Source organism: Streptomyces sp. 7-21 (assembly GCF_016741785.1).
Taxonomy (GTDB): domain Bacteria; phylum Actinomycetota; class Actinomycetes; order Streptomycetales; family Streptomycetaceae; genus Streptomyces.
Genome location: NZ_JAERRL010000009.1, coordinates 90,270 through 102,331, shown reverse-complemented (window position 1 = coordinate 102,331; position 12,062 = coordinate 90,270). Strand labels below are relative to the sequence as shown.

The window sequence follows — 12,062 nt, the reverse complement described above, 5'->3', positions numbered from 1 at the left end:
CGCCGCTCCTTCGGGAAACGGAGGGCGCCCACCCGGCCGGCCCCGGCCGCAGGGGGTCTTCCGCCGCGGCGGGGCGGTAGCCATGCTGGGACGGCCCGCCCCCAACCCCCCACACCGTAACGGAGATCTCATGGAGCGGCACCTGACACGACGCGGCGCGCTGACCGTCCTGGGCGGATCGGCCGCCGCCCTCCCGCTCGCCGCGCGCACCACCGCCGGCACCGCCCGTGCCCAGTCCGCCCCGCCCGCCGTCTACCTCGGCGGCTATACCGGCGGCGACCCGGAGGGCGGCATCGGCGTCGCCCGCCCGGACCAGACCACCGGCGCGCTGCGCCTGGAGGCCGTCACGCCCGCCCCCAACCCCAGCTTCCTGGCGCTGTCACCGGCCACCGGCGTGCTGTACGCGGTCGACGAGTCCGCCGAGGGCGCCGTCACCGCCTTCGCCCTCGACGACAGCGGCGGCATCGCCGGGCCGCTCGCCACCGTCGGCAGCGGCGGCGGCTCCCCGTGCCACGTGAGCGTGGACCCCGGCGGCAGCCACGCGTTCGCCGCCAACTACGCCACCGGCTCGGTCGCCGTCTTCGCGCTCGGCGAGAACGGCGCGCCCACGGGCCTCACCGACCTCGTCCAGCACACCGGCGAGGGCCCGGACCCGGACCGGCAGGAGGGGCCGCACGCCCACATGGTGCTGCCGCACCCGGACGGCGGGCTGCTGTACGCCGCCGACCTGGGCACCGACTCCGTGCACGTCTACGTCCTCGACACCGCCACCGGGCGGCTGACCAGGCGGCAGGAGGCCCGCTTCGCCCCCGGCTCCGGCCCCCGGCACCTCGCGCTCCACCCGGGCGGCCGCACCGCCTACGTGCTCGGCGAACTCGACCTGACGCTCACCCCCTGCACCGTCGACGCGGCGACGGGCACCCTCACGCCGCTCACCGCCGTCTCCGCGCTCCCGCCGGACGCCGACCCGGCGGGCGCCACGGCGGCCGAGGTGCTCGTCTCGCCCGACGGGCGCTTCGTGTACGCCTCCGTCCGGGGCCACGACAGCGTCGCCGTCTTCGACGTCGCGGGGGACCGGGAGACCGCGCCGGAGCTGCTGGCCAGCCACCCCTGCGGCGGCCGAAGCCCCCGCCACCTGGCGTTCGACGCGGCCAGCGGCCGGATCTTCGCCGCCAACCAGGACTCCTCGCAGGTGTCCGTGCTCACCCGCGACACCGGGGACGGCGGCCTGTCCGACGCCCAGACGGCGCTGTCCTACCCGAACGTCGCCTGCGTCCTGCCCGCCCTGTGACCCGGGCCGGCGGCGGCTAGCCGTAGGGCACGACCGCCACCGGCGGGCGGGCGTGGTGCAGCGCCGCGTGGACCACCGGGCCGACGCGCGTCCCCAGGCGCGGCCGGTTCCGGTGGCGCCCGGTCACCAGCAGCACCGCACGGAACGCCGCGGCCGCCAGCAGCACCTCCGAGGCGTTGCCGAACCGCAGGTGCTCGATCACCGGCACCTGGGGGAACCGCGCCCGCCACGGGTCGAGGGTGGCCGCCAGCGCGCGGCCCTCCTCGGCCTCGGCGCTGCGGTGCTCCGCCGTCTCCAGCTCCCGGGGCACCTCCGGGCCGAACAGCGACGGCGAGCCCCACGCACGCACCGCCCGCACCGCCGCGCCCCGCGCCCGCGCGGCGGTGAAGGCGAACGACAGCAGCGGGTCGGCCGCCGCGCCGAGGCTGCCCAGGCCCACCACGACCTCGTCGCCCTCCTCCGGCCGCGCCGCGGACCCCGGCTCCGGACCGCCCCGGACGTCACCGTGCGGGCGCACCAGCACCACGGGCCCCTCGGCGTGCGCGACCACCGGCAGGCCGACGGAGCCGAGCAGGAAGCCCAGCAGCGCCCCGTGCCCGCGCGAGCCGAGAACCGTGACGGCCGCCTCCCGCGAGACCTCGGCCAGCCCGGCCACGGGGACGGCGGGCAGCAGCCGCACCGACACCGGCAGCGAGGGGTAGCGGGCGGCCACCTCCGTCCGCGCGTCGTCCAGCAGCCGCTGCGCGGCCTCGCGGTCCGTGGCCGTCGGCGGGTTCAGCGGTTCGTCGGTCCAGGCGTGCACCAGCAGCAGCGGCAGCCCGCGGCGCGCCGCCTCGCGCGCCGCCCAGTCCGCCGCCACGCGGCTTGCCCGCGACCCGTCCACGCCGACCGCCACCGGCCGGTCCCCGGCGCCGGGCGTGCCCGTCATGCTCGTCACCTCACGCGCGGAGGAACGTCGGGACGTGTCCCCTGGCACCCCCCTTTGTCCACTGTCGCGCGTTTCGGCTCCCGCCGCTCGCCGTCAGGAGACGACGCGGGCGGCGTAGACGGGGACCGACACCTCCGGCTCGTCCAGGCACACCCCGGTGACCAGGTCGAAGCGCTGTTTGAGCAGGGGGGAGGCCACGAACGGGCGCCCCTCGTTGCCGGTGGAGCCCAGCAGGCCGCGGGCGAGCACGCAGGCGCCGGTGAACGGGTCGCGGTTGCCGATCGCGTGCGGCCGGCCCGACCGGTCGAGGAACAGCGCCGCCTGCCGCCCGTCGGGCAGCAGCACGGCGACGCCCCGCCCCGGCACCAGGTCGCTGCGGGCGCAGACCGCCGTCCACTGCCCGTCGGCGGCCCGGATCTCGATCACGCCGGCGGCCGCGGCTGGGCTGGCAGCTGGGTTCGTGGCTGGCGTGGCGGTGGCGGTGGCCATCAGGAGGCGCTCCCTTCGAGCGTGCGGACCGGGATCTCGGGCCCGGCGAGTACCGTCAGATCGGGCTTGTGCTGGTCGCGCTCGGGGACGAACCGCACGGACGGGTCCGGCGCCTCGGGCGCGTTCACGAACGACACGAAGCGGCGCAGCTTCTCGGGGTCCTTCAGCGTCTCGGCCCACTCGTCGCGGTAGGCGGCGACGTGCGCGGCCATCAGCCGTTCCAGCTCGTCGCAGATGCCCAGCGAGTCGTGGACGACGACGTCCCTGAGGTGGTCGAGCCCGCCGTCCAGGCGCTCCAGCCACGTGGAGGTGCGCTCCAGCCGGTCGGCGGTGCGGATGTAGAACATCAGGAACCGGTCGATCAGCCGCACCAGCTCGGCGTCGGACAGGTCCTGGGCCAGCAGGTCGGCGTGGCGCGGCGTGGCGCCGCCGTTGCCGCCGACGTACAGGTTCCAGCCGCTGGCCGTGGCGATCACGCCGAAGTCCTTGCCCCGGGCCTCCGCGCACTCGCGGGCGCAGCCGGAGACCGCGGCCTTCAGCTTGTGCGGCGAGCGCAGCCCCCGGTACCGCAGCTCCAGGTCGATCGCCATCCGCACGCTGTCCTGCACGCCGTAGCGGCACCAGGTCGAGCCCACGCACGACTTGACCGTGCGCAGCGCCTTGCCGTACGCGTGCCCCGACTCGAACCCGGCCTCCACCAGCCGCGCCCAGATCGCGGGCAGCTGCTCCACCCGCGCGCCGAACATGTCGATGCGCTGCCCGCCGGTGATCTTCGTGTAGAGCCCGAAGTCCCGGGCCACCTCGCCGATCACGATCAGCTTCTCCGGCGAGATCTCGCCGCCGGGCACGCGGGGCACGACCGAGTACGAGCCGTTGCGCTGCATGTTGGCGAGGAAGTGGTCGTTGGTGTCCTGCAACGCCGCCTGCTCGCCGTCCAGCACATGGCCGTCGGCGCCGATCGCCGGGGCCAGCGAGGCGATGATCGAGGCGACGGCGGGCTTGCAGATCTCGCAGCCGTCGCCGCCGCGCGCCTCAGGGCGGCCGTGGCTGTCCAGCAGCTCCTGGTAGGACGTGATCCGCAGCGCCAGCACGATCTCGTACAGCTCCTGGCGGGTGTGCGCGAAGCAGCCGCACAGGCCGGTGTCGACGGCGACGCCGCTGGCCGCCAGCTCGTCGTTGACCAGCTGGGTGAGCACCTTCACGCAGCTGCCGCAGCCGGTGCCCGCCCTGGTGCACTTCTTCACCTCGGGCACCGAGGTGCAGCCCGTCTCGGTGACGGCGGCCCGGATGGCGCCCTTGGAGACGTTGTGGCAGCTGCAGATGGTCGCGTCGTCCGGCAGCGCGGACGGGCCGATCGCGGCGGGCGGCGCCAGCCCGGCGGGCAGCACCAGCTGCTCGGGCGCGGCCGGCGGCACCGAGCCGGTCAGCGGGCGCAGCAGCCCGTAGGACTCGGCGTCGCCGACCAGCACGCCGCCGAGCAGCGTGCCGTCCTGGCCGATGACCAGCTTCTTGTACACGCCCGCCCGCGAGTCGGCGTACACCACGTCCAGGCAGCCCTCGGTGCGGCCGTGGGCGTCACCGAACGAGGCCACGTCCACGCCCAGCAGCTTCAGCTTGGTGGAGGTGTCGGCGCTGGTGAACGACGCCGCGCACGCCTCACCCGCGGCGATCGCCTCGGCGGCGGTGGCAGCCATCTCGTAGCCCGGCGCCACCAGCCCGTACACCGTCCCGTCCACGGCGCGGGCGCACTCACCGATGGCGTAGACGGCCGGGTCGGCGGTGCGGCAGCGCTCGTCGATGACGACGCCGCCGCGCTCGCCGACGGCCAGGCCGCACTCGCGGGCGAGCTGGTCGCGCGGGCGGACCCCGGCCGAGAAGATCACCAGATCGGTGCCGATCGCCGAGCCGTCCGACAGCACCATGCCGGTGACCCGGCCGTCCTCGCCGGTGGTGATCTCCTGGCCGCCGACGCCGGTGTGGACGACCAGGCCCATCTCCTCGACGGTGCGGCGCAGCGCGGCGCCGCCGCCCTCGTCGACCTGGAGCGCCATCAGGCGCGGGTTGAACTCCACGATGTGCGCCGTCACGCCCAGGCCGCGCAGCGCCCCGGCCGCCTCCAGGCCGAGCAGGCCGCCGCCGACCACGACGCCGGTGCGGGCGCCGGCGGCGTACCGCTTGATGGCCTCGACGTCCTCGATGGTGCGGTAGACGAAGCAGCCGGTGGCGTCGCGGCCGGGCACCGGCGGCACGAACGGGTAGGAGCCGGTGGCGAGCACCAGCGTGTCGTAGCGGACGGAGAACCCGGAGCGGGCGGTGACGGTGCGGGCCGCGCGGTCGATGGCCACGGCCGGGTCGCCGGTGCGCAGCTCGATGCCGTGGCGGTCCAGGAAGCCTTCGGGCAGCAGCGACAGGCTCTGCGGCGTGGCACCCGTGAAGTACGAGGTCAGGTGCACCCGGTCGTAGGCCGGGCGCGGCTCCTCGCAGAGCACCACGACCCGGGCGCGCTCGGTGACGCCCCGGCTGGCGAGCTCTTCGAGGAAGCGCTGGCCCACCATCCCGTGCCCGACGAGCACGATCGTTTCGGTTGTCCCGGTGGACATGTCTACATCCCTCCGTGGTGGGCGTCAGGGGTGAGCAGGTGGAGCAGGGGCGCCGAGGCGGGCAGCGGCTCGTCGCTCTCCCAGGTGCGGGCGAGCGTGCCGACGCTGCCGAGGTCGCCCAGGAGGATGCCGCCGCGCAGCCGGTCGCCGCGGACGACGATCTTGCGGTAGGCGCGCCGGGTGGCGTCGGCGAGGTGCACGACGTCGTCGCCCGGGCCGGGGGTGGTCTGGCCGAACGCGGCGAGGTCCAGGACGGCGGCCGGGGCCGTGCCGCCGAGCGTGAGCCGCACCAGCGCCCGGGTGCCGGCGTACCGGCCGCCGTCCGCCGCGCCGGTGCCGGCCAGCACCCTTGCCAGCACGTCGGCCTGGTCGTGCGCGGCGCCCGCCAGGCCGTAGACGACGCCGTCGTGCTCGGCGCAGTCGCCGACGGCGTGCACGTGCGGGTCGGAGGTCCGCAGCGCGCCGTCTACGGCGATGCCGCCGTGGGTGCCGAGCGCCAGGCCCGCGTCGGCGGCCAGGCCGGCCCGGGGCCGCACGCCGCAGGCCAGCACAATGAGCTGGGCGGTGAGTGCGTAGCCGTCGGCCAGCCGCACGCCGGTGGCGCGCCGCCCGGAACCGCCGGGCTCCGGCGCCGTGACCAGGCTCCTCACCCGGCACTCGGTGTGGACCTCCACGCCGAGGTCCGCCAGGTGTGCCCGCAGCAGCGCGGACGCTCCGGCGTCGAGCTGCCGCTCCATCAGGTGCTCGCCCTGGTGCGCCAGCACGACGCGGACGCCGCGCCGGGCCAGCGCGCGGGCGGCGGAGACGCCGAGCAGCCCGCCGCCGATGACGACGGCCTCGCGGGCGCCCTCGCGCACGTCGCGGTCCAGCGCCAGGCAGTCGTCGAGGGTGCGGAACGCGTGGACCCCGGCGGGCAGGTCGCCGCCGCGGGGCGGGAGCAGGCCGCGCAGCGGCGGCAGCACGGGGCTGGAGCCGGTGGCGAGCACCAGCGTGTCGTAGGGCACCGTCCGGCCGTCGCCGCACACCACGCGCCGGGCGGCGCGGTCCAGGCGCACCGCGCGGGTTCCGCCCAGCCACCGCGTGCCTGCAGGCGGGCGCGGCAGGGTGATCACCTCGGGCGGGTACTGCCCGGCCAGGACGCCGGCGAGCAGCACCCGGTTGTACGCCGGGTGCGGCTCCTCGCCGATGACCGTGACGGTGACGGCGGGCGCCGCGCCGAGCTGCTGCGTGAGCCGGGCGGCGGCCATGCCGCCGCCGACGATCACCACACGCTTGTCCGGGCTCATGCCGTCAGCGTGCGGGGGTGCTGTTACCCGGCGGCATCACGGCCGTTTCCCGGAGGCAACGCTGCCCTCAGCAACAGTGGTTCACATGTGTGAGCCCCCGGGTAGCCATGGTGCGTGCCGCGCCTGTCCTTCCCCGTGACCTTCGTCGTCGGCTCCGGGCGCAGCGGCTCGTCCGCGCTGTCGCGGGCGCTGCGGCTGCATCCGGGGCTGCTGAGCCTCAACGAGCTGCTGGCCTCCCTGACCGAGCCGGAGCGCGCCCTGCCGGCGTCGCCGCTGACGGGCGAGGAGTTCTGGCGGATGCTGGCCGAGCCCAGTCCTGTCTTCGAGCGGCTGCTCAGGGACGGGGTGGTGATGCCCGAGTTCCTGGACCCCCGGCCGGGCCTCCCGGCGCTGAGCCTGATGGTGCTGCCGCACCTGACGGACGACCCGCCGGCGGTGCTGGCCGCGCTGGAGCGGGAGGTGCCGCGCTGGCCCAGGCGCCCGGCGGAGGAGCACTTCGCCGCCCTGCTGGCGCTGCTGCGGGAGCACTTCGGGCGCGAGGCGGTGGTGGAGCGGTCCGGCTACTCCGTGATGTGGATCCCGCGGCTGCGGGAGTGCTTTCCTGAGGCCCGTTTCGTGCACATGCACCGTTACGGACCGGACTGCGCGCTGTCCATGAGCCGCCACACCGGCTACCAGACGATCATGGTGATGCGGGAGGTGTTCGAGCTGACCGGCGTCGCGACGGTGTCCGAGCTGACCGAGGAGCACCTCCGCGGGCTGCCGCCCGAGCTGGCCGCGCTCGTCAGCACCCGGATCGACACCGGGTGGCTGGCGTCGCGCGGGGTGCCGGTGGCGCGGTTCGGCGAGCTGTGGTCGGAGCTGGTCACGCAGGCCGTGGCGTACCTGGCGCCGGTGCCCGCCGGGCAGCGCACCGAGCTGTCGTACGAGCGGCTGCTGGACGATCCCCGGGGCGAGCTGGCGCGGCTGGCGCGGTTCGCGGGGGTGGCGGCCGACGAGCGCTGGCTGGACGCGGCGGCGCCGCTGTTCACGGATGCCAGCCGGGGCTCGGCCGCCCGTGAGCTGGCGCAGGAGGAGCTGGCGGCGCTGCGCGAGGCGTGCGCGCCAGGTACGCAGGCCCTGGCCGCGGCGGCGGCCGCCGTCTGAGCGGCCCGCCGGTCAGCGGAACGCCTGGCCGGCCTCGTCCAGGTACGTCGCGAGGACGTCGATGAGCGCGCGGCCGGTGAGCCCTTCGGCGTCGGCGCCGGGCCGGCCGGCGGCCTCGTTCTCCCGCTCGTTCTCCCGCTCGTTCTCCCGCAGCCAGGCGTTGGTGGCCAGGCGCAGCGAGGTGAGGAAGACGGCGGCGAGGACCTCCGGGCTGACCTGGTCGGTCCCGGGGCGTCCGGCCAGCGCCTCGGCGATGTCGTGCTCGAATGCGACGCGGTTGGCGAGCTGGCGCGCGAGCAGTGACGGATGACGCAGCGCGAGCCGGCAGCGGACGGCCCAGTCGCGCTGCGCCGGGTCGGCCGAGTGGCGCGTGAACACGGTCTGCGCCGCCTGCCGCAGCGCGGTCCAGGCGGGCTCGTCGGCGGGGCGTTCCCGCAGCGCCTGGAGCAGGACACCGGTCTGGCGCTGGTCGCCGAAGAGAAGAGCGTCCTCTTTGGAGGAGAAGTAGTTCGAGAACGTGCGGCGGGAGATGCCGGCCGCGTCCGCGATCGCCTCCACGGTGACGTTCTCGATGCCGCGCTCCACGGTGAGCCGCAGCGTCGCCTCGTGCACGGCCTGCCGCGTGGCCGCCTTCTTGCGTTCCCGCAGGCCAGTGGTGGTGTCCATGGCTCCATGATGCTACAGAGTCAGAAAAGTTGCTCAATGAGAAAAGATGCCCAATGTGCAGTTATGATTGTTGGCATTGTCTGGCACCCGTCTCGCACAGGGGGTTCCGCGCGTGAGCGCACGTCCGGCCGCACGCCCCGACGACGTGCATCCCGCCACCGCACCGATGGATCACCGCCACGTCATGCGCGCGATGAGCGGCCTGCTCATCGTGCTGTTCGTCGCCATGATCAGCACCACGGTGGTCTCGGTGGCCCTGCCGCAGATCATCGGCTCGCTCAACGGCACGCAGTCGCAGTACACCTGGGTCGTCACGGCCATGCTGCTGGCCTCGACCGCCTCGACGCCGATCTGGGGCAAGCTCGCCGACCTGTTCAGCAAGAAGCTGCTCCTTCAGACCGCCGTGGCGCTCTTCACGGTCTCCTCGCTGGCCTGCGGCTTGGCGCAGAACACCGGGCAGCTGATCGGTTTCCGCGTCATCCAGGGCCTGGGCATGGGCGCGGTGCAGGTGCTCGTGCAGGTCGTCATCGCGGCGATGGTCAGCCCCAAGGAGCGGGGCCGGTACAACGGCTACCTGGGCGGCGTGATGGCCGTGGCCACCGTCGGCGGTCCGCTGCTCGGCGGCGCCCTCACCGACATCTCGTGGCTGGGCTGGCGCTGGTGCTTCTTCATCGGTGTGCCGTTCGCGCTGGTCGCGCTGGTCATCCTCAGCCGCACGCTGCACCTGGCGGAGACCCGCCGCCCTGACACCAAGGTCGACTACGCGGGCGCCTCGCTGATCGCCGCCGGCGTGAGCCTGCTGCTGCTGTGGGTGACGTTCGTGGACACCGAGTTCGCCTGGCTCTCCTGGCAGACCGCCGCCATGACCAGCGGCAGCGTGGTGCTGCTGGGCCTGGCCGTGTGGGTGGAGACGCGGGTGCCCGAGCCCGTCGTCCCGCTGCACGTGGTGCGCCGCCGCGACCCGGCGCTGGCGATCACGGCCAGCCTCGCCGTGGGCATGGCCATGTTCGGCGGGGCCGTCTTCCTCGGCCAGTACTTCCAGATCGGCCGCGGCTACTCGCCGACGGAGGCCGGCCTGCTCACCATCCCGATGATGGGCGGCGTGCTGCTGTCCGCGGCCGTCTCCGGGCGGCTGGTCTCCCGCAGCGGAAAGGTCAAGCCGTATATCGTCACCGGCGTCCTCGTCCTGACCGGGGGCTTTCTCGCGCTGTCGCAGATCGACCACGCGACGCCGCTGCCGGCCGTCGCGGCGGGCATGTTCGCCGTCGGCACCGGCGTCGGCATGTCGATGCAGAACCTCGTGCTGGTCGTGCAGAACACCGTTCCCCTCGCCGAGGTCGGCGCGGCCAGCGGCGCGATCACGTTCTTCCGCTCGCTCGGCGGCACCGTCGGCGTCTCCGTCCTCGGCGCCGTACTGGCGAACCAGGTCGCCACGAAGATCGCGGGCGGCCTGCGCGAGCTGGGCATCGACCCGGCCGCGTCGGACGGCGGCGGCTCCACGCTGAACATCGCCGCGATGCCCGCACCGGTCCAGGAGGTCGTCCGCGCCGCCTACGGCGACGCCACCGGCAACATCTTCCTGATCTCGGCCGGCATCGCCGTGCTCGGCGTGATCGCCGTCCTCTTCCTCACCCCGGCGACCCTGCGCGACAGCCTCGACCTGTCGCCGCGCGCCGCCTCCGGGCCGGACCTCAGCAAGGAAGCGCAGGCGGCCCCGCCGGACCCCGCCGCGCGGGCCTGACCTGACCACCGGCGTCTCACGGCATCACGCGGCCGCGGCCGGCGCCGTGCCGTGAGACGCCGTCGCCGCGGGGGAAGGTCCTTCCCGCATGTCCTTCCCCGACGGCGCCGAGGGCCCGCCCACCGCACGCACGCGCGGGGAGCGGGCCCGTGGGGCATCCGGGTCAGAGGGCGGAGGTGTTCACCGCCGCGGAGGGGGTTTCGCCGTGCAGGGACTGGGAGATGCGCTCGCTGAACATCTCGTTGAGCGCCTCGGCCAGGGCCTGCTGGTCCCCCAACGAGCCGTAGACCATGCCCATGTAGGGACCTTGGACGAGCAACGTGACGCTTTCATCGTCGCCGAAGGTGTAGCTTGAGCCGTCCTCTCCGTAGTGCGCGAAGCTGGACGGACGGAAGTCGTAACCGGAGAACTCCGTGTCGATCACTTCCAGGGCGTTGCGGGCAGCCGGCTCGCTGTCGTAGCCATACAGCTCGAAGCCGACACCCTTCTCGCTGGAAGAGCCGGCGTACAGCACTTCGCCGTAGGCCCGCAGCGCCTCACACGCGCGGCTGAATGCCTCGCAGGCGGAGGCGTCATCACCGTTCTCCGCTACCGGATCTTCTTCCAGCTCGCCGTAGGGGGTGCCCTCCAGTGCGGCCAGGTCCGGCAGGATGGCCGCGATGGCGCGGTCGTTGGGCCGGTGCGGCCGGGAGGGCCTGCGGCCGCTGCCGCCGGTAGACAGGTCGTCCGTATCGTCGGTGTCGTCCTTGTGCACGCCGCTGCTGCCGTCGCCGCCGTCAGAGTCGTCGTGCATGGAGTCGCTGCCGCCCGACGAGGACGAGTGGTGCCGACGGCCTCCTGTGCCCGAGCAGGCCGTCAGCACCAGCGCTGTCGCGACGATGACGGTTGTCACCGCGCTCAGCCGTGTCCGCGCCCTCATGTTGCATGTCCTTTCCAGCCGGAGGAGTCGCCGACGCTTTGTCAAGTGGTACTGACCAGTCAGAACACGAGGGACGCCCCCGGCACCAGGCTGGTTCCGGGGGCGTCCCCACCGTGTCAAACGGTTGCTGAACGGTGATCAGGCAACGGAGGAAACGGTGGCGGAGGGGGTTTCGCCGTGCAGGGACTGGGAGATGCGCTCGCTGAACATGTCGTTGAGCGTCTCGCCGAGCGCCTGATCCGCCGACGAGCCGTTCACCACCCCGAGGTAGGGGCCCTGGACGAGGAACGCGACGTGCTCATCGTCGCCGAAGGTGAAGCCCGAGCCGTCCTCGCCGTGGTGCTCCCAGCCGGACGGGCTGAAGCCGTGACCGGGGGTGACCAGGTCCGTTTCGATCGCCTCCAGGGCGTCGAGGGCGGCTGGTCCGCTGCTGTAGCCATACAGCTCGAACTGGACCTGGTCCTCGTCGGAGCTGTCGGTGAAGGAGACGTCACCGTGGGCCCGCAGCGACTCACAGGCGGCGCTGACGACCTGGCAGAGGTCGGCGTCCGCGCCGTTCTGCGCTGACACCTCGCGGTCCAGCGCGGTGTAGGGGATGCCGTGCAGGGCGGCGAGGTCCGGGAGGATGGCCGCGATGGTGCGGTCGTTGGGCCGGTGCGGCTGGGAGGGCCTGCGGCTGCTGCCGCCGGTGGGCCGGTCGTCCGTGTCGTCGGGGTCGTCCTTGTGCACGCCGCCATCGTCGTGCGACGAGTCGCTGCCGCCCGTGGACGAGTGGTGCCTGCGGCTCGATCCCCCCTCGGAGCAGGCTGTCAGCACCAGTGCCGTCACGACGGCGGCGGCCGTGACCGCGCTGAGCCGTGTCCACACCCTCATTGCGTGTCCTCTCCGGCCGGGAGTGTCCCCGGCCGCTCACTCAGGTGGTAACCGGCCAGCCAGAACACAAAGGTACGCCCCCGGAACCGGTGTGGTTCCGGGGGCGTCCGCTGAACGCGGGGT

10 protein-coding genes are annotated in these 12,062 nt (G+C 74.2%); 3 read left to right on the top strand and 7 right to left on the bottom strand.

From position 1 onward, the window contains the following. The first annotated feature begins 130 nt into the window (after positions 1-130). Positions 131-1,291, top strand: coding sequence for a lactonase family protein (locus tag JK356_RS13675; protein WP_201868021.1), 1,161 nt, complete (start codon positions 131-133; stop codon positions 1,289-1,291). A 16-nt stretch (positions 1,292-1,307) separates the two neighbouring features. Here JK356_RS13675 and JK356_RS13670 read toward each other — a convergent pair whose 3' ends face one another. The 4 genes from JK356_RS13670 to JK356_RS13655 form a co-directional block, all read right to left on the bottom strand. Next, a complete protein-coding gene (locus tag JK356_RS13670; RefSeq protein WP_201868020.1) occupies positions 1,308-2,219 on the bottom strand; it encodes a universal stress protein in 912 nt (303 codons plus the stop codon). A 93-nt stretch (positions 2,220-2,312) separates the two neighbouring features. Beyond that, positions 2,313-2,708 (bottom strand): nitrite reductase (NAD(P)H) small subunit, encoded by a 396-nt coding sequence (locus JK356_RS13665; protein WP_201868018.1) that lies wholly within the window; start codon positions 2,706-2,708, stop codon positions 2,313-2,315. Next, the gene (nirB, locus tag JK356_RS13660) at positions 2,708-5,308 is read right to left on the bottom strand and encodes a nitrite reductase large subunit NirB (protein ID WP_201868016.1); all 2,601 of its coding nucleotides are present in this window, start codon (positions 5,306-5,308) and stop codon (positions 2,708-2,710) included. The genes JK356_RS13665 and nirB overlap by 1 nt, the downstream gene beginning before the upstream one ends. 2 nt (positions 5,309-5,310) lie before the next feature. Next, positions 5,311-6,594 (bottom strand): NAD(P)/FAD-dependent oxidoreductase, encoded by a 1,284-nt coding sequence (locus JK356_RS13655; RefSeq protein ID WP_201868014.1) that lies wholly within the window; start codon positions 6,592-6,594, stop codon positions 5,311-5,313. A gap of 114 nt (positions 6,595-6,708) precedes the next feature. On the opposite strand from JK356_RS13655, the gene JK356_RS13650 reads away from it, so the two are divergent. Next, complete coding sequence (locus JK356_RS13650) at positions 6,709-7,740, top strand: sulfotransferase (protein WP_201868012.1); 1,032 nt, start codon at positions 6,709-6,711, stop codon at positions 7,738-7,740. Between the two features lie 12 nt (positions 7,741-7,752). On the opposite strand, the gene JK356_RS13645 is transcribed toward JK356_RS13650, so the two are convergent. Continuing rightward, positions 7,753-8,406, bottom strand: coding sequence for a TetR/AcrR family transcriptional regulator (locus JK356_RS13645; protein WP_201868010.1), 654 nt, complete (start codon positions 8,404-8,406; stop codon positions 7,753-7,755). Between the two features lie 166 nt (positions 8,407-8,572). On the opposite strand from JK356_RS13645, the gene JK356_RS13640 reads away from it, so the two are divergent. Continuing rightward, positions 8,573-10,147 (top strand): MDR family MFS transporter, encoded by a 1,575-nt coding sequence (locus tag JK356_RS13640; protein WP_201868166.1) that lies wholly within the window; start codon positions 8,573-8,575, stop codon positions 10,145-10,147. 163 nt (positions 10,148-10,310) lie between these two features. On the opposite strand, the gene JK356_RS13635 is transcribed toward JK356_RS13640, so the two are convergent. Continuing rightward, entirely contained in the window at positions 10,311-11,039 is a 729-nt protein-coding gene (locus JK356_RS13635; RefSeq protein ID WP_201868009.1) for a hypothetical protein, read from the bottom strand. A gap of 165 nt (positions 11,040-11,204) precedes the next feature. Then, positions 11,205-11,939, bottom strand: coding sequence for a hypothetical protein (locus JK356_RS13630; RefSeq protein WP_201868007.1), 735 nt, complete (start codon positions 11,937-11,939; stop codon positions 11,205-11,207). Between the last annotated feature and the right edge of the window lie 123 nt (positions 11,940-12,062).

What these genes read in the sequence shown, in the direction of transcription:
- JK356_RS13675 (WP_201868021.1), top strand. Translation starts at nt 131, where the DNA reads ATGGAGCGGCACCTGACACGACGCGGCGCGCTGACCGTCCTGGGCGGA.
- JK356_RS13670 (WP_201868020.1), bottom strand. Translation starts at nt 2,219, where the DNA reads ATGACGGGCACGCCCGGCGCCGGGGACCGGCCGGTGGCGGTCGGCGTG.
- JK356_RS13665 (WP_201868018.1), bottom strand. Translation starts at nt 2,708, where the DNA reads ATGGCCACCGCCACCGCCACGCCAGCCACGAACCCAGCTGCCAGCCCA.
- nirB (WP_201868016.1), bottom strand. Translation starts at nt 5,308, where the DNA reads ATGTCCACCGGGACAACCGAAACGATCGTGCTCGTCGGGCACGGGATG.
- JK356_RS13655 (WP_201868014.1), bottom strand. Translation starts at nt 6,594, where the DNA reads ATGAGCCCGGACAAGCGTGTGGTGATCGTCGGCGGCGGCATGGCCGCC.
- JK356_RS13645 (WP_201868010.1), bottom strand. Translation starts at nt 8,406, where the DNA reads ATGGACACCACCACTGGCCTGCGGGAACGCAAGAAGGCGGCCACGCGG.
- JK356_RS13640 (WP_201868166.1), top strand. Translation starts at nt 8,573, where the DNA reads ATGGATCACCGCCACGTCATGCGCGCGATGAGCGGCCTGCTCATCGTG.
- JK356_RS13630 (WP_201868007.1), bottom strand. Translation starts at nt 11,939, where the DNA reads ATGAGGGTGTGGACACGGCTCAGCGCGGTCACGGCCGCCGCCGTCGTG.